This is a genomic window from Shinella sp. G-2 (assembly GCF_050172695.1).
Lineage (GTDB): Bacteria > Pseudomonadota > Alphaproteobacteria > Rhizobiales > Rhizobiaceae > Shinella.
Map to the genome: position 1 here is coordinate 395,664 of NZ_JBBEYH010000003.1, position 19,083 is coordinate 414,746.

Consider the following 19,083-nt stretch of genomic DNA (forward strand, 5'->3'; position numbering starts at 1 on the left):
GCGGGAACCGTTGCCCGCCGTTCAACCTTCCGTTTCAGGAAGCCGGTCCACTCCCGGACTGGCCGCTGACAGGAGGTTCTCATGTCCACAGCATTTCATGCAGTGTCGATCCCCAGACTTTCGGCGGCCGTGCTGGTCGCTGCCGTCCTTGTCCTTCCAGGGCAGGGGCTTGCCCAGGAAAGGGGCGCCGGCCAGACACGCGGTCTCGGCCTTGGCGTCAATGTCGACCTCGGCGGCATCAAGGCCGATGTCGATGCCACGGTCGGTGGCGAAAAAGGCCTTGTCGATGCGAATGCAACCGCCAATGTCGGCGGTGAGCGCGGCGTGAATGCCGATGCCAAGGCCAATGTCGCCGGGTCGAAGGGTCTCGTCGATGCGGACGTGACGGCATCCATTGGCGGGCGCGACGGCGTTACGGCGGATATCGATGCGAATGTCGGCGGATCGCGTGGTCTGGTCGATGCCAATGTCAATGCCGGCGTCGGCGGAAGCCGGGGCCTCAATGCGAATGTCGGGGCGAATGTGGGCGGCGGCAATCTGCTGGACGCGACCGTCGGGCTTGGCACTGGCGCCAATGCGGGCGGCGGCGATAGCACCGGTTCCGGCGGCGCGGCTGCCGGCAACGGACAGAATGAAGAGATGCTTCGTCGCTTCTCGGAATTGCCGAGCAGCGAACGCCTGCAGATGATCCGCCGGTGCGGCGGCATCAATGGCGCGGGTTACGATGCGGCGCTCGCCAATCTGTGCCGGCTGCTGGAAACCGCCTCGCGCTGATGGAAGGCGGCAGCCCGCAAGGCTGCCGCTTTTCAGCTCTGGCTTTGCGACTGGCTCTGGCTGGCGACGGACTCGACCGAGATGGAGACGTGCATCGTCTCCTCCGCCTTGCCCGTTACCATGCCGGAGACCGGCGCGGCGTCCTTGTAGTCGAGCCCGGTGGAAAGCCGGACATACCGCGCATCGGGGCAGATCTTGTTCGCCGCGTCGAAGCCGACCCAGCCGAGGCCCTGCAGATGGACTTCCGCCCAGGCGTGGCTTGCCGTCTGTTCCGGCTCGTCCATCAACAGGTAGCCGGAAACGTAGCGCGCCGGCAGGCCGAGATGGCGCGCCACGGCGATGAAGATATGCGCGTGATCCTGGCAGACGCCCTGTTTCTTCTCCAGCGCCTGTTCGGCCGTGGTGTCGGACGCGGTCTCGCCCGGCTTGTAGGCGACGGCCTCGTGGATGGCAGCCATCAACGCGTGCATGCGGGCCAGTTCATTGTCGCCGACCGAGGCCTTGGCGAGATCGCGGACGAGCTTGCCAGGTTTGGTCAGCGGCGTCTCGCGCAGGTAGAGCCACAGCGGCACGAACCCCTGATGCGGCCCGAAGACCCCGGCGCGATCCTCCGTCTCCACCTCGCCCTCGGCGACGATGCGGATCGTCACCTGCTCGGCATTGGTGCTGACGAGATCGACATGGTTGCCGAAATGGTCGGTATAGCCCGCCTCGACGCGCGCGCCATGCACGGTGGTCTTCCAGGCGCGCACGGTCTGGCCCGGCTGGGTCTTCGGTGTCAGCCGCAGGCGCTGCAACGAATACTGGATCGGGTCGTCGTAGTGATATTCGGTGGTGTGGCTGATCTTCAGACGCATCCTTCGCCTCCAGCCTCTAGCGGTAGAACCGGTAGCCCTCGGAGATTTCCTCCCCGAGGCGGTTGTTGTGCACGATGAATTCCTCGATGAACTCGTGGAGCCCCTGTTCCATGATGTCGTCCATGCTGCGGCTGCGCAGCAGCATCAGCGTCGCCGAAGCCGTCTCGTGCGCGGCATGGTTCTCGCCATAGAGCTTGGCGAGGTAGCCGAGATTGCTGACGAGCTTGTCGTAGCTGTAGGCGAGCGAGCGCGGCATGCGGTCGTTGAGGATCAGGAAGTCCGAGATGTTGCCGGAGGAATAGTCGCCGTCATAGACCCAGCTATAGGACCGGTGCGCCGAAACCGAGCGCAGGATCGATTCCCATTGCATGTTGTCGAGCGAGGAGCCGACCTTGGCGATGGCGGGCAGCAGCACGTAGTATTTCACGTCGAGGATGCGCGCGGTGTTGTCCGCCCGCTCGATGAAGGTGCCGATGCGCGAGAAATTGTAGATATCGTCGCGCAGCATCGTGCCGTGGAAGGCGCCGCGGATGAGGCCGGTGCGCCGTTTGATCGTTTCGATGATCTCCGGCATGTCGGCAGGCTTGGCGCGCTTCGCGAGCACCTGCTTCAGCTCGATCCAGCACTCGTTGGTCGCTTCCCAGGTCTCGCGCGTCAGGGCCGTTCGCACCATGCGGGCATTGTTGCGCGCCGCTTCGATGCAGGACATGACGCTCGACGGGTTGGCCCGGTCACGCAACAGGTAGTCGATGGCGTCCGCGCTTGTCAGCTTGTCGTGCACGGCGTCGAAATCCTCGCGCACGCCGGCGCTTTGCAGGACGCCGTCCCAGTCCTCGTCGGAGGAGCCGGAGCGCGTCAGCGCCATGCGCAGGCCCGCATCGATGAGGCGTGCGATGTTTTCGCCCCGCTCGATATAGCGGAACATCCAGTAGAGGCCGTTTGCAGTTCTTCCCAGCATCGGCTCAGTCCTCCAGAACCCAGGTGTCCTTCGTGCCGCCGCCCTGGCTGGAGTTGACCACCAGCGAGCCTTCCTTCAGCGCCACGCGGGTCAGCCCGCCGGGAATGATCTGCACCTTGTCGGAAACGAGCACATAGGGCCTGAGGTCGACGTGTCGGGGCGCAATGCCCTTGTTGACGAGGATCGGGACCGTCGAGAGGGAGAGGGTCGGCTGGGCGATGTAGTTGCCCGGCCTTGCCTTGAGCTTCTCGGCAAAGGCGGCGCGCTCCTTCTTCGAGGCGGTCGGGCCGACCAGCATGCCGTAGCCGCCGGAGCCGTGCACTTCCTTGACCACCAGCTCTTCGAGATGCTCGAGCACGTATTTCAGGCTGTCGTCTTCCGAGCAGCGCCAGGTCGGCACGTTTTCCAGCAGCGCCTTGCGGCCCGTATAGAATTCGACGATCTCGGGCATGTAGGAATAGATCGCCTTGTCGTCGGAAATGCCGGTGCCGGGCGCATTGGCGATGGTGATGTTGCCGGCCTTGTAGACATCCATGATGCCGGGAATGCCAAGGGCCGAATCAGGCCGGAAGGTGAGGGGGTCGAGGAAGTCGTCGTCGACGCGGCGATAGAGCACGTCGATCGCCTCGTAGCCGCGGGTCGTGCGCATCTTCACCTTGCCGTCGACGACGCGCAGGTCCGAACCCTCGACCAGTTCCACGCCCATCATGTCGGCGAGGAAGGCATGCTCGTAATAGGCGGAGTTGAAGATACCGGGCGTCAGCACGGCGACGCGCGGCTTGCCCGAACAGCCGGGCGGAGCGAGCGAGGCTAGGCTCTGGCGCAGGAGCTTGGGATAGTCCTCGACCGGGCGCACCTTGTTGAGGTGAAACAGCTCGGGGAACATCTGCATCATGGTTTCCCGGTTTTCCAGCATGTAGCTGACGCCGGAGGGGGTGCGGGCATTGTCTTCCAGCACGTAGAACTGGTCTTCGCCGGTGCGCACGATGTCGGTGCCGACGATGTGGGTATAGACGCCGCCCGGCGGCTTGAAGCCGATCATCTGCGGCAGGAACGCGATGTTGCGCTCGATCAGTTCGCGGGGAATGCGGCCCGCCTTGATGATTTCCTGCTTGTGGTAGATGTCGTCGAGGAAGGCATTGAGAGCGATGACCCGCTGTTCGATGCCCTGGGCGAGCTTGCGCCATTCTCGGCCGGAAATGATGCGCGGGATGATGTCGAAGGGGATGAGCTTTTCGGAGCTGTCGGCGTGTCCGTAGACCGCGAAGGTGATGCCGGTTTTTCGGAAGAGGTTTTCGGCGTCCCTCGATTTGGCGATCAGGCGAGCCCGATCCTGTCCTTCGTACCAGCTGTGGTAGTTTTCGTATGGTTGCCGCGGGTTGGAATCCGCGTTCATCATTTCGTCAAATGCCAAAGGCGTGTTCCCCATTTTTCGTCATTTGAGTACAACATTTGGGGTAATGCAAGAACCATGCTCGATGCGCGGAAAAGAATTCTCACACCGCTTTGGGTGTGGGGAAACCGGCCGGCGCGACGGTTTTTCGAGACGCATCGCAGATGTTCGTTCGCCATGGGCCGGTGAGGCTGCCGAAAGGATAGGCAGATGCCGAAAGCGTGGCCTGGCGCGCCTTTCGCTGAACCTAAGCATCAAGGAAATTCCTTTGACGCTCGCCGGGGCAGGCCCTAACGCTCGAGCATTGTTTGCCTGCCGCCGGAAATCCCATGTCTCTCGATCGCCTGGCTCCGGCCATCTTCGTCCTGCTCTGGTCGACCGGCTGGGTCGTCGCCAAATTCGCGGCCATCCTTTCGGAACCGCTGACCTTTCTCAGCATCCGCTACCTGACGGCGGCAATTCTCTTTGCCGGCCTTTGCGTGGTGTCCGGCGTTTCCTGGCCGCGCGACGGACGCACCATCCTGCATGCCGTCGTCTCCGGCGTCTTCCTGCATGGGCTCTATCTCGGCGCCGTCTGGTGGGCGATCGGGCAGGGTGTCCCGGCGGCGCTTTCCTCCATCATCGCCGCGCTCCAGCCGCTGATGACGGCGCTGGCCGCGCCCTTCTTCATCGGCGAGCGGTTGAGCGGGCGGCAGAAGCTCGGCCTCGGGCTCGGTTTCCTCGGCGTGCTGCTTGCCGTCCTGCCAAAATTCTTCGGCCAGGGCGCGGCGGAAATCCCGGCTTTCGCCATCGTCGTCAACATGCTCGGCATGGCGTCCGTGACCTATGGCACGATCTACCAGAAACAGCACCTGCCGACCGGCGACATCCGGGCGGTCGCGACCCTGCAATATGTCGGTGCGCTCATTGTCACGGTCCCCTTCGCGCTCGGCATGGAAAGCCAGCATGTCGACTTCGGCTTCGCCTTCGTCGCGCTGCTCGCCTGGTCCGTGCTCGGCATCTCGATGGGCGCGATCCTCCTGCTGCTCTATCTTCTGCGCCGCGGGCAGGTCTCGCGCGCCGCTTCGCTCATCTATCTCGTGCCGCCGATCGCCGCCCTGCAGGCCGCGGTCATTTTCGGCGAGGACCTGACGGTGCCGATGATCGTCGGCACGGCGATTTCGGTGGTCGGCGTCTATCTCACCAATCGCAAGGCGGCCTGACGCGCAAACGAAAACGGCGGGCCGAGGCCCGCCGTTTCCCTGCAATCGCAATGCTTTCGCTTATGCCTGCTCGCGGCGCTGGCCTTCCGAGCGGCGCGGCTTGCCGCGGTGCTGCGGGCGACCGGGCTGGCCGTTGGCGCCGCCGTGGTTGCGGTTCTGGCGCTCGCCCTGCTTCTGGGCCGGGCGGCCATGCTGCGGACGCTTGGCGCCTGCCGCGGCACCGGCTTCCGCCTGTGCGCCATCGCCGAAGGGCTGGCGCTGCGGGCGCTGGGCGGCGCGGCCGCTACCGTTGCCGGCGCGCTGGCCGCCACCGCGGTTGTTGCGGCCCTTCTTGGACTTGCCGCCGGGGCCGGCGGTGCTTTCGACCGGTGCTTCGCCGCTGGCAACCGCGATCTTGATGCCCATCAGACGCTCGATGTCGCGCAGCAGATGCACGTCGTCGGGGGCGCAGAAGGCGATGGCGATGCCGTCGCGGCCGTTGCGGGCCGTGCGGCCGATGCGGTGGACATAGGCGTCCGGCACTTCCGGCAGGTCGTAGTTGTAGACGTGGGTAACGCCCGGAATGTCGATGCCGCGGGCGGCGACGTCGGTGGCGACGAGCACGCGGATTTCGCCGTCACGGAAGGCCTTGAGGGCGCGCTCGCGCTGGCCCTGGCTCTTGTTGCCGTGGATCGAAGCGGCCTTGAAGCCCAGATGGTCGAGGTGCTTCATCAGCTTTTCCGCGCCATGCTTGGTGCGCGAGAAGACGAGCGACAGACCGTCCGGATTGTCCGTCAGCGACTGGCGGAGGATCTGCGTCTTCTGGTCCTTGCCGGGCACGAAGTGCACGTACTGCTCCACCTTGTCGGCTGCCTTGCCGGGCGGGGTGACTTCGACCTTCTTCGGGTTGGTCAGGTATTCGCCGGCAAGCTCGGCGATAAGCTTCGGCATGGTGGCCGAGAAGAGCAGCGTCTGGCGGGTCTTCGGCACCAGCTTGGAAATCTTGCGCAGGTCGTGGATGAAGCCGAGATCGAGCATCTGGTCGGCTTCGTCGAGCACGAGGTAGCGGGCCTGGGTCAGCGTCACGGCCTTGCGGGCGACGAGGTCGAGCAGGCGGCCGGGCGTGGCGACGAGGATGTCGGTGCCGCGATTCAGCATTTCCGACTGCTTGTTGATCGAGGCGCCGCCGACGACGGTGACGACGCGCAGCGGCGTCTTCTTGACGAAGTCACGCAGGTTGTCGGCGATCTGGTTTACGAGCTCGCGGGTCGGGGCGAGGATGAGGGCGCGGATGTTGCGCGGATCGGGGCGGCGGGCGTCGGCCAGCAGCTTTTCGATCATCGGCAGGCCGAAAGCGGCCGTCTTGCCGGTGCCGGTCTGGGCAAGGCCGATCAGGTCGCTGCCTTCGAGGACGAGCGGGATGGCCTTTTCCTGGATCGGGGTCGCTTTTTCAAAGCCGAGCGCGGAAAGGGTGGCGACGATGGTCTTCGAGAGGCCGAGGTCGTGGAACGTGGTCAAATCAATACCTTTCGGGGCGCCAAACAGGTATCGCCGGAACGCACCATGCGCTTCCGGTTTCGTCTGGCGTCAAGAACCCCGCGTGAATTGGGAACTTGTGGTTGGTTGGCTATCGTCGGCGCAGTCATCCGCAAATGGGAGGCGGATCGTTCTCTTGCGCTTGTCCTTCTTAGCATCCCGTCTGCCGGGAAATCTCAGGCTCGCTCACGCGGCGGCCGAAGGGCGACGCTGGGCCTCATGTCGTTGTTTTACGCCGAAAAGTCAAGTGCTACTTTCGCATGTGCGAAATGACAGCGCTCAATGCATGCGAAGATCGAAGGCGGCGGAGGCGGCGACAGCCCCGTTGATCAGGATCTCGATGCGATGCGTTCCCGGATAGTAGACGCGCGTGGTGATCGCCCGGATGGCGTGGTCCTTGTCGATGGTCAGGCCGCCGCCGGCCGGCAGGTCGATCTGCTTCCACTTGAAGACCTTCGGTGCCAGCGTGCCGTTCGCCTTCACGTGGTGGATCGCATAATCGATCATCAGCCGCTGCGGCGCGGTATCGGCATTGCTCACGGCAATGGAGAAGCCGAGCTTTTCCCCGAAGACGACGACGGGCGTCGCGAGTGTCAGTGTCGCGTCGATCCCTTTTGCGGCGGCGAAACCGAAATTGGCGAGCGCCTTGGCGTCCCCCTTCTTCAGCAGGGTGCGCGAGGCATGGCGCAGCAATTGCCGCCGGGCGCTCGAGGCGCCCTCGATGTGCCGCTCGACGAAATTGGCGACGAGGGCAGGGTGGTCCTTGGCGATGTCGTTGAGGCTGTTGGCGACCGAGCGGCGCACATAGTCCTCGGGGTCGTCGAGAAGCGCGACGAGGATCGGCAGGATGGGTTGCGGGTCCTTCACCAGTTTCGGCAGGCGCATAGCCCAGGGCAGGCGCGGACGGGTGCCTTCGCTGGCGAGGCGGCGGACATGATGGTTCGGATCGCGCACCCAGCCGGCGATTTCCGCAAGCGCCCGGTCCTGCTCGGCATCAATGAAGCGGCGAATGCCGAACTCGGCGGTGAAATGCGGCGTCAGCGCCTTCAAAAGCGCGAGCGACAGGTCGAAATGGCCAAGGCCATGTTCGGAGACGAACTGGTTGACCGGCAGCAGCATCCAGCCGGAAAGGCCCGGCCTTCCGTCACTCGGCAGGGCGCTCTTCAGGACAGTGGCGGCGGCCTGATAGTCGGCGGGCAATGTTTGCGTCAGCGCATCCTTGATCCGTTCGGCGCGCTGCATCAGTTCCAGCGCCTCCATGCCCTCGCTGGCAAGGCGGATGAAGCGCGGCGCGTCGAAATCCGGCGCGGCATGAGAAAGGTGCCTGGCCATCTCTTTCACCAGTCCGGGATGCAGCAGGTTTTTCAGGGGTTCGGCCACGGGTCTTCTCCTGTCGTCGGCGGCACCCTAGCGAGCATCGCGGGGGCGGCGATAGGGGACGGGCGCCTTTCCAACAGTTTCGTTGCGCCTGCCACCCGGAACCTGCGCGCCGCCGCCGCGTTGGGTCAACACGCATCCTGCCACAATCCTGTTGGATGCTGCCCGACGCAGAACGATCTGCGTTTCCATGAACCTCGCTACGGGAGTGAAACATGACCGCTACGACTTGGATTCTCGCCGCCGACGGTAACCAGGCCCGCCTGCTCAAGGGGGTGAACCTGATGAAGGATGGCCAGCAGAACCCGGAGCAGGAAGTCTTCCGCTGGGAGCCGAAAAAGGCCCAGGACATCATGGCCGACAAGCCCGGCCGCAGCCATTCCTCGGTCGGCCACGGCCGGTCCGCCATGGAATATTCGAGCGACCCGGTGCGGGAGGAGCAGCAGAAATTCACCGCCGAAGTCGCCGGCCGTATCGACGGCTATGCCGCGGAAGGTGCCTTCGACCGCCTCGTCGTCTGCGCCGCGCCGCAGACGCTCGGCGACCTGCGCAGCAAGCTCTCCGACAAGGCACGCACGCTGACCATGGCCGAAATCGACAAGAATTTCTCCAACCTGCCGACGGAGAAGCTCATCTCCTCCGTCCGCTCGATCATGTTCGATGCATAGGAGCATCCGCGTCGGATGACGCAGAAAAAACAATGAGATGGGGTAATTCCGGTGAATCGGTATTCACCGGAATTCCTCTAGAAATCGGTCGGGACGCCGCCCTCTTCCTTGCGTCTGGCGACGAAGGCATCCAGTTCGTCCTCGATCGCCGGGTCGAGCGGCGGCCGCTCGTAGGCATTCAGCTTTTCCTTGAAGACGCGATTGGCGTGGTCATAGGTCGTGGGCCGGCCGGCCTCGGTCCAGGTCTCGAAATTGCGCCAGTCGGAAAGGATCGGCGAATAGAAGGCGCTTTCATAGCGCGCCAGGGTATGCGGCGTGCCGAAGAAGTGGCCGCCGGGGCCGACATCGCGCACCGCCTCGATGCCGAGGGCATCCGTGCTGACGTCGAGCGGCGTCAGATATTCCGCCACCATCTGCAGCATGTCGACGTCGAGGATGAATTTCTCGAAGGAAGCCGTCAGCCCGCCCTCGCTCCAGCCGGCCGAATGCATGATGAAATTGCCGCCGCCCTGTGTCAGCGCCCAGAGCGAGAAGGCGGATTCATAGGCCGCCTGCGCATCCAGCGTATTGGCCGCATTGGTGTTCGAGGTGCGGTAGGGGATGTTGTATTTCCGCGCAAGCTGGCCGCCGGCGATCACCGCCTTCATGTATTCCGGCGTGCCGAAGGCGGGCGCGCCCGTCTTCATGTCGACATTGGAGGTAAAGCCCCCATACATGACCGGCGCGCCCCGCCGCACCATCTGCGTGAAGGCGATGCCCGCCAGCGCCTCGGCGTTCTGCTGCACGACGGCGCCGGCAATCGTCACCGGAGCCATCGCGCCGGCCAATGTGAACGGCGTTACCACCACGACCTGGTTGCGCGACGACATCTCGATGATGCCCTGCAGCATCGGTCCGTCGAGGCGGAGCGGCGAGGAGGTGTTGATGATGGTGAAGAGCGAGGGCTCGCGCTCCATCTGTTCCATGGAGATGCCGCGGCCGATGCGGGCGATCTCGATGCCGTCGAGATTGCGCTGCTTGCCAAGCGAATAGACATGGAAGGCCTTGTCCGTCAGCTTCACCATGTCCGACAGGCAGTCGAGATGGCGGATCGAGGCGTGGATGTCGACAGGCTCGACGGGATAGCCGCCCGTCGTGTGGATGATGTCGTAGCTCTGGGCGAGCTTCACCAGCTTGCGGAAGTCTTCCTGGTTGCCGGCGCGGCGGCCGCCGTCACGGTCGGCGACGAAGGGCGCGGAGGCGATCTGCGCGAAGACGAGATTGTTGCCGCCGATCTCGACATTGCGCACCGGGTTGCGCGCATGCAGCGTGAAGGCAGGCGGAACGGAAGCCATCATGTCCATGATGAGGCCGCGGTCGAAACGCACGCGGTCCGTTCCGGGCGTCACTTCGGCGCCGGCGGCCTTCATGCGGTCGCGCGCTTCCGGCAGGATGATGTCCATGCCGATATCTTCGAGGATGGTCAGCGATGCCTGGTGCACCGCCTCCAATGCATCGTCCGACAGCACCGTGGACTTGGCGGTCGTGTTGACGAGGTTCAGGTATTTGGAGGTCGTCGGCGCGCGTCGCGTGCGTTCGGCGCCGCGTCCGCCGCTGCGCCGCCGGCGCTCGACGGGCGGGTCGCCAGCGTCCGGTTGATCGAGGTGATTTTCGAGCTTGATCACGTCACCCATTGCAGCGCAGCCCCGGTCTGGTTTGCCTTGCGGTCTTGTCGCATATTCCGCGCCGCCATGTCCCGCCATTTGCGACAGGCGCGGGCTCTCTTGGAAAAGGCGGTCTCCACTTCCGGCAACGAACGGTTAACCATCCGTTCAAGGATTGATGATACCCCCGAGAGGTGTGAATCCCTCCCTCCGTCCCGTATGGGGAGCGCCTGACGTGGTTGAATCTCAAGACGAATTGCTGGTTGCGACCTGTGCGCGCATTCGCGCGCACCCGCATCCGGCCTACGTCAAGAGCAGCGAACTGCGCTACCTCGCGGTGAACGAGGCCTATGCGCGCCTGTCCGGCCACACGCCCGAGGATATGGTGGGCCTGCGCAGCGACGAGATCGGCGAAGCGCCCGGCCATGGCGACCGGGACGACCCCGAGCGCCGCTGCCTCATCTTCGGCAGCACCGAACGCGCCCGCTATACCCATCCTTTCGGCGGCGGCAGTTTCGACATCACGCTGAAGCGCGAGCGGATTTCGCCGGCGCTGTCCATCCTTGTCGGCCTTTTCACGCCCTCCGTCGAGGCGCTGGCCATGGCCGTGCGCGCGGCCAATGCCAATAGCGAAGCGCCGCCGCCGATGGTCGTCGAGGAGGCGGCGACGGGATCGGCCGCGCATGTCGAGGGCGCGCTCGATGCGATGGGAGCCGGCGTTGCCGTCTTCGGAGCCGACAACCGCCTCCGCTATGCCAACCGCAGTATGCGGGAATTCTACCGGGTGCTGGTCGGCGATCTCGCCGATGGTCCCGTGACCCTCGCCACCGTGACGGAAGCGCTGCACGAGATCGAGGTCGGGCATGCGACGCCGCCCGAGCGCGCGCGCTGGGTCGCCGCACGGCTCGCCAGCTACGATCTGCCGCTCTCCGAATCTGTCGCCCGGATGGAGGGCGGCTGGCTGCGTCTCGTCACCCAGCGCCGGCAGGACGGGGCGCTCGTGGTGCTGCGTTTAGACGTGACGGCCCAGAAGGAAAGCGAAGGGCGGCTGAAGCAGCACTCGCAGGAAATCAGCCTCTACCGCGCGCTGCTCGACGAGCTGCCGGTGGCCAGCTTCATGCGCGATGAAAACCAGCGCATGATCTTCGCCAACCGGGCCTATGTCGAGATGACCGGCCGCCAGCCGGGAGAACTGCTCGGCCTCACCACGCTCGAAATGTACCCGGAGCAGGGCGAGGAATTCCACCGGCAGAACCAGTTCGTGCTCGATACCGGCGATCTCTTCGAGTCGGAAATCGAGTATCTGCGCTCGGACGGCACGGTGCTGCCGACGATCTCGCGGCTCTACCGCGTCACGACGCTCGACGAGAAGAGCTACCTCATCGGTTCGATAACCGACACGACCGTGCTGAGGAAGCGCGAGGATCAGCTGATCGAGGCGCAGCGCCAGGCGGAAGCGGCGCGCTCGGACCTGGAAAGCGTGGTGGAATCGCTGCCGGTCGGCATCGTCGTCGTCGATGAGATCGGCAGCATCGAGCTGGTGAACGGCGCCTTCGAGGCGCTGTGGAACGGCGCATTGCCGCCGATGAAGGGCCGGCCGCTCGGCGAACTTCTGCGGTTCCAGCATGCGCAGGGCGCGACCTGCGAGGATGGTCCCTCCGATTGCGAACGCTACGAGCACCGTCTCTACGGCCTTCGCGCCGGCGAAACGCCTGTGCGCGAAGTCGCCTATGCCAATGGCCGCACCGTGATCGAGGCCGGGCGGGCGATTTCCGGCGGCCGCTGCCTGCTCACCTATATCGACATCACCGAGCGGCGCGAGCGCGAGCGCGAAGTGCTGGCGACCCGCAGCGCGCTGGAAGAAGTCGGCAGCCTCGTCAAGGATGCCGTGTCCTCGATGAGCCAGGGCCTTCTCATCATCGAAGATGGCGTGGTGGTGCTCTCCAACGAGGCGCTGTCGACCATGATCGCCATGCCGCCGGAACTGCTTCAGCCCGGCGCATTGATCAGCGACGTGCTGCAAAGCTGCGTCGACCGCAAGATCGCCGGTTTCGTCGGCGAGGAACCCGTCGACGCCAGCGAATTCGGCAAGATCCTCTTCACCGGCAAGCCGGCCTCGCTGACGGTGTTCAGCGGCTATCAGCGCTGGCTGCGTCTCGACGTGACGCCGACGAGCCGCGGCCGCGACGTCATGGTCTTCTCCGACATCACCGACCTGAAGAGCCGCGAGGACGAGTTGCGCCGGCTCGTCGCCCGTGCCGAAATGGCCGACAAGGCGAAGTCGGAGTTCCTGGCCAATATGAGCCACGAAATCCGCACGCCGATGAACGGCGTGCTCGGCATGGCGGAGCTTCTCGCCAAGTCGACCCTCGATACGCGGCAGAAGACCTTCATCGACATCATGGTGAAATCGGGAAATGCGCTGCTGACGATCATCAACGACATCCTCGACTTCTCCAAGATCGATGCGGGCCAGATGGTTCTGCGCGACGTCGCGTTCAATCCGGTCGAGGCGATCGAGGACGTGGCGACGCTGCTGTCCGCCAAGGCGGCGGAGAAGGATATCGAACTGGTCGTGCGCGGCGCAGCCACCATGCCGGCGGCGGTCATGGGCGATGCCGGCCGCTTCCGCCAGATCGTCACCAATCTCGTCGGCAATGCCGTCAAGTTCACCGACCGTGGCCATGTGCTGATCGACCTGCAGTCCGAGACGACGGAAAGCGGCGTCAAGGTCGTCATCCGCGTGGAGGATACCGGTGCGGGCATCCCGGCGGAGAAGATGGAATCGATCTTCGAGAAATTCTCCCAGGTCGACGCATCCTCGACCCGCCGCCACGAGGGCACGGGTCTTGGCCTTGCCATCACTGACGGCCTGACGCGCCTTTTCGGCGGCACGCTGACGGCCACCAGCACGGTCGGGGCGGGCTCGTCCTTCACCGTGCGCCTGCCCATGACGCTCGCCGTCGCCTCGCTGCCGGCCCGCATCGTGCCGTCCCGTGCGCCGGGCGGGCGCGTGCTTGTCGTCGATGCACACGACCTTTCCCGCAAGGCGGCGCATGACCTGCTGCTCGACTGGGGTTTCGATGCCACCGCCGTCGCGACGGAAAGCGAGGCGCTTGCCGTGCTGACGGCGGCAGCGGATATGGGCCTGTCGGTCGATGCGGTCGTTCTCGATTATCAGCCGCAGCACTCGCAGGACTTCGTGCGCACGCTGCGCGAAAGCCCGGCGATGGCGGCCATCTCCGTGATCGTGCTCGCTTCGATGAACCTGCCGGCCGAGGACCCGCTACTGGTGTCGCAGGACATCCAGGCCCATCTCATGAAGCCGGTGCGCGCCGACCTCTTGCGCGAGACGGTGAGCGAAGTGCTGCGCGCGGCGCGGGGAGGCAAGGCGCCGGCGCCCGTTTCGACGGGAAGCAAGATCCTGCCGCTGCGCCCGCATGCGGCGGTGCCGGCCGAGATCATGGACGGCGAGGCGCTGGATGTGCTGGTCGCCGAGGACAACGAGGTCAACCAGATCCTCTTCACCCAGATGCTGACGGCGTCGGGCCTCCGCTTCCAGATCGTGGAGAACGGCGAGGCGGCGGTCGAGGTTTTCCGGGCGCGCCGGCCGGGCATGATCCTGATGGACATTTCCATGCCCGTCATGAACGGGCTGCAGGCGAGCCGGGCGATCCGCGATCTGGAGAGCGGCACCGGCCGCCGCGTGCCCATCGTCGCCGTCACGGCCCATGTGCTCGACGGCGACCGCGAGGAATGCCTCGCCGCCGGCATGGACGATTATCTGACCAAGCCGATCAGCGTGGAAAAGCTGGAAGAAAAGCTCGATCGCTGGCTGCGCCGCGACAAGGCGCAGGGCGCCACCGGCACGCTCGCGTAGTTTTCAGGCGCCCGGCTTTTCGCCGCAGAGCATTTCGCGTTTTCCCGCAAAGCCCGGGCGTCGCTCCACGACAAAACCCGTACCGGCAAGATTGCGCCGCACGAACCCCGCCGCCGCATAGGTGCCGAAGCGCCCGCCGGGAACGGTCAGACGGAAGACCTCCCCCATCAGTTCGGCCGACCACATGTCGGGATTGCGCGCGGGGGCGAAGCCGTCGAGATACCAGGCGTCGAACGGTGTTTCCTCACCGTTGAGGCTGTCGAGGGCGGCGCCGCAGACGACGGTGAGGTGGACGCCCGGCTGCAGCGCAAGCTCGACGCGCCCCGCCGGCGCTTCCGGCCATGCGGCGGTGAGCGCTTCGCGCTCGCGGTCGATTTCCGGCCAGTGCGACAGCGCGCGGGCGATATCGGCGCGGGCCATCGGGAAGCGCTCGAAGGAGGTGAAGTGAAGGCTTGCGCCCTCCGGCGCGCTTTCGCGCCATTGCCGCCAGGTCTCCGCGAAGTTGAGGCCGGTGCCGAAGCCGAGTTCGGCGATGCGGAACGTCTCCTTCCGCTGCCAGCGGCGCGGCAGGCCGTTGCCGGCGAGGAACACATGGCCGCATTCCAGCCGGCCGTCGCTGCGGCAATAAAAATGATCGTCAAAGGCGCGTGAATAGGGCATATCGCCCTCGTGCCAGTCGAGGACCGCCTCGGTCTGCGGAAGAGTCTGGGGTTCGTGGTCAGCCATGGCAGATGCCGATAATCGCGCGAAGGCCGCCGGTCAACCGGCCGTGGACCTGCTCGTCGCCGGCGGCGGGGTCATGGGCCTGTGGACGGCACTTTTCGCGGCGCGGGCAGGCCTGTCCGTATACCTTGCCGAGCGCCGGCATATCGGGGCGGGGGCCAGCGGTGGCATTCTCGGCGCGCTGATGCCGCACCTGCCGGACCGCTGGAACGCCAAGAAGGCGTTCCAGTTCGAGGCGCTGGTCTCGCTGGAGGCGGAGATCGCGGCGCTTGAGGCTGAAACCGGCCTTTCCGCCGGCTATCGCCGCTCCGGCCGCCTCATCCCGCTTGCCAAGCCCCATAACCGCGATATCGCGCTCGGCCATGCGCGAGATGCGCTGTCGGTCTGGAAGACGCCCGGACGTAGCTTCCCCTTCGATGTCCTGGATGCGCCGCCCGTTGCCGGCTGGCCGGCGCCCGAGGCGATGGCGCACGGCCTCGTCCACGATCACTTGGCCGCGCGTCTTGCGCCCCGCGCGCTGCTGAATGCGCTCAAAGCGGCGCTCGAACGCATGCCTGCTGTCACCCTCCGTGAGGCAAGCGGCCTCGTGGCGCTCGATCCCGCGGCCGGGACCACACGCTTCGATGACGGGAACAGCCTTGCTTTCGGCCATTGCGTGCTTGCGGCGGGTTTCGAAACCTTCGCCCTGCTCGGTCCGATCACGCCGCCGTTCGCCAAGCCGATGGGCATGGCTGTGAAAGGGCAGGCGGCCCTGCTGAAAGCCCCGGTCGACCCGGCCTTGCCGGTGATCTTCGCCGATGGTCTCTACATCGTGCCGCACGAGGACGGTCTCGTCGCCATCGGCAGCACCAGCGAGAACGCCTTCGCGGAGCCGCTTTCAACCGACGGGCTGCTTGATGGCCTGATCGAAAAGGCGCGGCGCATGGCGCCGGTTCTGGCGAATGCGCCTGTCGTCGAGCGCTGGGCGGGGCTTCGGCCCAAGGCGATCGGGCGTGAGCCGATGGTCGGGCGACACCCGGACCATGCCAATGTCAGCCTGATGACGGGCGGCTTCAAGGTGAGTTTCGGTCTTGCCCATGCGCTGGCGCGCGCGGTGCTCGACGAAATGAAGGGCGGCACGCTTGGCGTACCGCCCTCCTTCACCGTCATGGCCCACTTCGAGGAAGCCGGACGGAGATGATCCGTTACATCCAGTAGGGCGGCACGCCGTAATAGTCGTGGATCACCTTGCCGTTGCGGCGGTCCCAGTCGTATTCCGCATCGCTTTCATAATGCGGGGCGTTTTCCACCTGCTCCTTGGTCACGTCGACGCGGTAGCCGCCGAGGCCTTCGTCGTAGTTCAGCTTGCTCCACGGCAGCGGATAGTGATCGTGACCGATGCCGAGGAAGCCGCCGAAGCTGAGCACCGCATAGGAAACATGGCCGCTGCGCTTGTCGAGGATCAGCCGCTCGACCGAGCCGATATGCTTGCCATCGGCGCCGTAGACGCTGGTGCCTTCCACCTTGTCGCTGGAAATCAGATCCTGCGTTTCGCGAATGTTTGCGTCCTGCATAGCCATAAGTGTTTCTCCTTGGTTGTCATGGACAGGAAACGGGACAAGGCGGTATTGGTTCCTTCGCATGGGGTTTATGCACCCGATCCAATTCGGCTTCCGGCCATTTTCGAGGTGATCGAATGACTGACAAGACTTATCCGCGCGACCTGATCGGCTACGGCCGCACTCCGCCGAAGGTTCGCTGGCCGGGCGATGCCAATATCGCCGTTCAGTTCGTGGTGAACTATGAAGAGGGCGGCGAAAGCTGCATTCTCGATGGCGATCCGGCCTCGGAAAACCTCCTGTCGGAAATCGTCGGCGCGCAGGCCTGGCCGGGCCAGCGCAACCTCAACATGGAATCGATCTACGAATATGGCTCGCGCGCCGGCTTCTGGCGCCTGCACCGCCTGTTCACCAGCCGCAACGTCACCACCACGGTCTACGGCGTGACGCTCGCCATGGCGCGCAACCCCGAGGCTGTTGCCGCCATGAAGGAAGCCGGCTGGGAAATCGCCAGCCACGGCTATCGCTGGCTGGAATACAAGGACTGCTCGGAAGAGAAGGAACGTGAGCACATCCGTGAGGCCGTGCGCCTGCACAAGGAGCTGACGGGCTCCCATCCGCTCGGCATGTACCAGGGCAAGCCCTCGGACAACACGCTGCGCCTCGTCATGGAAGAGGGCGGTTTCGTCTACTCCTCCGACTCCTATGCCGACGACCTGCCGTATTTCGTGCCGGGTATCGACGGCGAGCCCTTCCTGATCATCCCCTACACGCTCGAAACCAACGACATGCGTTTCGCGACGCCCCAGGGTTTCAATGCCGGCGACCAGTTCTTCAACTACCTGAAGGACGCCTTCGACGTGCTCTACCAGGAAGGCAAGGAAGGCAGCCCGAAGATGCTGAACATCGGCCTGCATTGCCGCCTCGTCGGCCGCCCGGGCCGTGCCGCGGCGCTGGCGCGCTTCGTCGATTACGTGCTCAGCCACGAGAAGGTGTGGATTCCGCGCCGCATCGACATCGCGCGCCACTGGATCGAGAATTACCACCCGTCGAAGGTCAAGGGCGCATGATCGACCGCAGCGACTTCATCGACCGTTTCGGCGGCGTCTTCGAGCATTCGGAATTCATCGCCGAACGGGCGCTGGATGCCGGCAGCGTCGCCGAACCGCTGACGGCGGATGGCGTGCATGCCGCGCTGACCGAGGCGTTCCGCAAGGCGAGCCATGCCGAGCAGCTCGGCGTGCTCACGGCCCACCCGGACCTTGCCGGCAAGCTGGCGATCGCCGGCGGTCTGACGGAGGACAGCCGCAAGGAACAGGCCGGTGCCGGTCTCGACCGGCTGAGCCCGCAGGAGCATGCGCGCTTCACCGAACTCAACACCGCCTACACGGAAAAGTTCGGCTTTCCCTTCATCATCGCGGTCAAGGGGCTTGACAAGGACGACATCCTTGCCGCCTTCCAAACCCGTGTCGACAATACGGTCGACACTGAATTTGAAACCGCCAAAGCCCAGGTGGAGCGCATCGCGCTCCTTCGATTGCGTGCTCTGCTCCCCGGAGAATGACAATGCCCGACTACCTACGACCGCCCTTCCTCTCCCCGGGAGGGCTGTCCGATGGCTGAGAAACTCACGATCCGCCCCCTGACCCAGGACGCCTTCGCCCCGTTCGGTACGGTGATCGAGACGAACCCGGCCGCAATGCGCCACATCAACGGCGGCACGACCGAGCGCTACCATGCCCTCGCGGAAGCCGAAGCTGTCGGCGAAGACGCCAAGGTGATCATCAACCTCTTCCGCGGCAGCCCGCGCGCCTTCCCCTATGCCATCGGCATGATGGAGCGCCACCCGTTCGGCAGCCAGAGCTTTTCGCCCATCGACGACCGCCCCTGGCTGGTCGTGGTGGCGGAGGATGAAGGTGGCAAGCCGGGTCGCCCGCAGGTCTTCCGGGCCGGTGGACGGCAGGGCGTGAACTATCGCCGCAATGTCTGGCACCACCCGCTGATCGTGGTCGGTGGCGTCAGCGACTTCATCGTCGTCGACCGCTTCGGTGGCGGCGTCAACCTCGAAGAATTCTTCTTCGACAAACCGTTCGTCATCGAACAACCCTGAGAGGATCCATGAGCAAGACCGGCCGCCTGACGACCCACGTACTCGACACCGCACTCGGCAAGCCAGCCGCCGGCCTTGCAATCGACCTCTACCGTCTGGATGGCGAAGCGCGCGAGCGCATCGCCTCCGCCACGACGAACGACGACGGCCGCGTCGACGGCGCGCTTCTGCAGGGCGACGCCCTTACCGCCGGCACCTACGAGCTCGTCTTCCATGCCGGCGACTACCTCAAGGCCAGCGGCGCCGCGCTTGCGGAACCGGCCTTCCTCGACGTCGTTCCGCTGCGTTTCGGTATCGCCGATCCGTCGAGCCACTATCACGTGCCGCTGCTGCTTTCGGCCTACAGCTACTCGACCTATCGCGGTTCCTAGACCATGTCAGGTTCAGATTGAACCGGATACGCTCTAAATTCTTTTGTTTTCGTTTGTCTTTTCGGGAAAACCGG

General features: G+C 65.0%; 17 protein-coding genes. 9 read left to right on the forward strand and 8 right to left on the reverse strand.

Features of this window, described 5'->3' with window-relative positions:
- Positions 1-81: 81 nt before the first annotated feature.
- Positions 82-774 (forward strand): hypothetical protein, encoded by a 693-nt coding sequence (locus V8U06_RS08425; protein ID WP_427140270.1) that lies wholly within the window; start codon positions 82-84, stop codon positions 772-774.
- Positions 775-806: 32 nt separating this feature from the next.
- Here the strand turns inward: V8U06_RS08425 and V8U06_RS08430 are convergent, their stop codons facing one another.
- The 3 genes from V8U06_RS08430 to V8U06_RS08440 are packed head-to-tail and all read right to left on the reverse strand — an operon-like array spanning position 807 to position 4,018.
- On the reverse strand, positions 807-1,631 hold the full coding sequence (locus tag V8U06_RS08430; protein WP_427140271.1) for a transglutaminase family protein: 825 nt from the start codon (positions 1,629-1,631) through the stop codon (positions 807-809).
- Positions 1,632-1,647: 16 nt separating this feature from the next.
- Entirely contained in the window at positions 1,648-2,589 is a 942-nt protein-coding gene (locus tag V8U06_RS08435) for an alpha-E domain-containing protein (protein ID WP_226918151.1), read from the reverse strand.
- Positions 2,590-2,593: 4 nt separating this feature from the next.
- A complete protein-coding gene (locus V8U06_RS08440) occupies positions 2,594-4,018 on the reverse strand; it encodes a circularly permuted type 2 ATP-grasp protein (RefSeq protein ID WP_427140272.1) in 1,425 nt (474 codons plus the stop codon).
- Between the two features lie 293 nt (positions 4,019-4,311).
- Between V8U06_RS08440 and V8U06_RS08445 the strand changes: the two genes are divergently transcribed.
- Entirely contained in the window at positions 4,312-5,184 is an 873-nt protein-coding gene (locus V8U06_RS08445; protein ID WP_427140273.1) for a DMT family transporter, read from the forward strand.
- 60 nt (positions 5,185-5,244) lie between these two features.
- Here the strand turns inward: V8U06_RS08445 and V8U06_RS08450 are convergent, their stop codons facing one another.
- Both V8U06_RS08450 and V8U06_RS08455 read right to left on the reverse strand, forming a co-directional pair.
- A complete protein-coding gene (locus V8U06_RS08450; RefSeq protein WP_427140274.1) occupies positions 5,245-6,681 on the reverse strand; it encodes a DEAD/DEAH box helicase in 1,437 nt (478 codons plus the stop codon).
- Between the two features lie 297 nt (positions 6,682-6,978).
- Positions 6,979-8,079: a DNA alkylation repair protein gene (locus V8U06_RS08455; protein WP_427140275.1), complete on the reverse strand. Its 1,101-nt coding sequence runs from the start codon at positions 8,077-8,079 to the stop codon at positions 6,979-6,981.
- A 212-nt stretch (positions 8,080-8,291) separates the two neighbouring features.
- On the opposite strand from V8U06_RS08455, the gene V8U06_RS08460 reads away from it, so the two are divergent.
- The gene (locus V8U06_RS08460) at positions 8,292-8,744 is read left to right on the forward strand and encodes a host attachment protein (protein ID WP_427140276.1); all 453 of its coding nucleotides are present in this window, start codon (positions 8,292-8,294) and stop codon (positions 8,742-8,744) included.
- Positions 8,745-8,821: 77 nt separating this feature from the next.
- On the opposite strand, the gene V8U06_RS08465 is transcribed toward V8U06_RS08460, so the two are convergent.
- On the reverse strand, positions 8,822-10,417 hold the full coding sequence (locus V8U06_RS08465; RefSeq protein WP_427140277.1) for a trimethylamine methyltransferase family protein: 1,596 nt from the start codon (positions 10,415-10,417) through the stop codon (positions 8,822-8,824).
- 205 nt (positions 10,418-10,622) lie between these two features.
- Between V8U06_RS08465 and V8U06_RS08470 the strand changes: the two genes are divergently transcribed.
- Positions 10,623-14,267 carry a PAS-domain containing protein gene (locus V8U06_RS08470; protein ID WP_427140278.1) on the forward strand — a complete coding sequence of 1,215 codons (3,645 nt, stop codon included), beginning with the start codon at positions 10,623-10,625 and terminating at the stop codon, positions 14,265-14,267.
- A 3-nt stretch (positions 14,268-14,270) separates the two neighbouring features.
- Here V8U06_RS08470 and mnmD read toward each other — a convergent pair whose 3' ends face one another.
- On the reverse strand, positions 14,271-14,993 hold the full coding sequence (mnmD, locus tag V8U06_RS08475; protein WP_427140279.1) for a tRNA (5-methylaminomethyl-2-thiouridine)(34)-methyltransferase MnmD: 723 nt from the start codon (positions 14,991-14,993) through the stop codon (positions 14,271-14,273).
- On the opposite strand from mnmD, the gene V8U06_RS08480 reads away from it, so the two are divergent.
- Entirely contained in the window at positions 14,992-16,170 is a 1,179-nt protein-coding gene (locus V8U06_RS08480; protein WP_427140280.1) for an NAD(P)/FAD-dependent oxidoreductase, read from the forward strand. The genes mnmD and V8U06_RS08480 overlap by 2 nt on opposite strands.
- Positions 16,171-16,174: 4 nt before the next feature.
- Here V8U06_RS08480 and V8U06_RS08485 read toward each other — a convergent pair whose 3' ends face one another.
- Positions 16,175-16,549, reverse strand: a complete 375-nt coding sequence (locus V8U06_RS08485) for a PRC-barrel domain-containing protein (protein ID WP_226918161.1) — start codon at positions 16,547-16,549, stop codon at positions 16,175-16,177.
- 116 nt (positions 16,550-16,665) lie between these two features.
- Here V8U06_RS08485 and puuE point away from each other — a divergent pair, with 116 nt between their 5' ends.
- Genes puuE through uraH form a run of 4 tightly spaced genes read left to right on the forward strand, consistent with a single transcriptional unit; the run spans position 16,666 to position 19,009 of the window.
- The gene (gene puuE, locus V8U06_RS08490) at positions 16,666-17,598 is read left to right on the forward strand and encodes an allantoinase PuuE (RefSeq protein ID WP_427140281.1); all 933 of its coding nucleotides are present in this window, start codon (positions 16,666-16,668) and stop codon (positions 17,596-17,598) included.
- Positions 17,595-18,092 carry a 2-oxo-4-hydroxy-4-carboxy-5-ureidoimidazoline decarboxylase gene (gene uraD, locus V8U06_RS08495; protein WP_427140282.1) on the forward strand — a complete coding sequence of 166 codons (498 nt, stop codon included), beginning with the start codon at positions 17,595-17,597 and terminating at the stop codon, positions 18,090-18,092. The genes puuE and uraD overlap by 4 nt, the downstream gene beginning before the upstream one ends.
- 51 nt (positions 18,093-18,143) lie before the next feature.
- Entirely contained in the window at positions 18,144-18,638 is a 495-nt protein-coding gene (locus V8U06_RS08500) for an ureidoglycolate lyase (protein WP_226918164.1), read from the forward strand.
- Positions 18,639-18,646: 8 nt separating this feature from the next.
- Positions 18,647-19,009 (forward strand): hydroxyisourate hydrolase, encoded by a 363-nt coding sequence (gene uraH / locus V8U06_RS08505; RefSeq protein WP_427140283.1) that lies wholly within the window; start codon positions 18,647-18,649, stop codon positions 19,007-19,009.
- The last annotated feature ends 74 nt before the right edge of the window (positions 19,010-19,083 follow it).

Excerpts from the sequence above, each read along its gene's own strand:
- V8U06_RS08435 (WP_226918151.1), bottom strand. The coding sequence starts at position 2,589 with ATGCTGGGAAGAACTGCAAACGGCCTCTACTGGATGTTCCGCTATATC.
- V8U06_RS08480 (WP_427140280.1), top strand. The coding sequence starts at position 14,992 with ATGGCAGATGCCGATAATCGCGCGAAGGCCGCCGGTCAACCGGCCGTG.
- V8U06_RS08440 (WP_427140272.1), bottom strand. The coding sequence starts at position 4,018 with ATGGGGAACACGCCTTTGGCATTTGACGAAATGATGAACGCGGATTCC.
- V8U06_RS08485 (WP_226918161.1), bottom strand. The coding sequence starts at position 16,549 with ATGGCTATGCAGGACGCAAACATTCGCGAAACGCAGGATCTGATTTCC.
- uraH (WP_427140283.1), top strand. The coding sequence starts at position 18,647 with ATGAGCAAGACCGGCCGCCTGACGACCCACGTACTCGACACCGCACTC.
- uraD (WP_427140282.1), top strand. The coding sequence starts at position 17,595 with ATGATCGACCGCAGCGACTTCATCGACCGTTTCGGCGGCGTCTTCGAG.
- V8U06_RS08500 (WP_226918164.1), top strand. The coding sequence starts at position 18,144 with ATGGCTGAGAAACTCACGATCCGCCCCCTGACCCAGGACGCCTTCGCC.
- V8U06_RS08425 (WP_427140270.1), top strand. The coding sequence starts at position 82 with ATGTCCACAGCATTTCATGCAGTGTCGATCCCCAGACTTTCGGCGGCC.
- mnmD (WP_427140279.1), bottom strand. The coding sequence starts at position 14,993 with ATGGCTGACCACGAACCCCAGACTCTTCCGCAGACCGAGGCGGTCCTC.
- V8U06_RS08460 (WP_427140276.1), top strand. The coding sequence starts at position 8,292 with ATGACCGCTACGACTTGGATTCTCGCCGCCGACGGTAACCAGGCCCGC.
- V8U06_RS08430 (WP_427140271.1), bottom strand. The coding sequence starts at position 1,631 with ATGCGTCTGAAGATCAGCCACACCACCGAATATCACTACGACGACCCG.
- V8U06_RS08445 (WP_427140273.1), top strand. The coding sequence starts at position 4,312 with ATGTCTCTCGATCGCCTGGCTCCGGCCATCTTCGTCCTGCTCTGGTCG.
- V8U06_RS08465 (WP_427140277.1), bottom strand. The coding sequence starts at position 10,417 with ATGGGTGACGTGATCAAGCTCGAAAATCACCTCGATCAACCGGACGCT.
- puuE (WP_427140281.1), top strand. The coding sequence starts at position 16,666 with ATGACTGACAAGACTTATCCGCGCGACCTGATCGGCTACGGCCGCACT.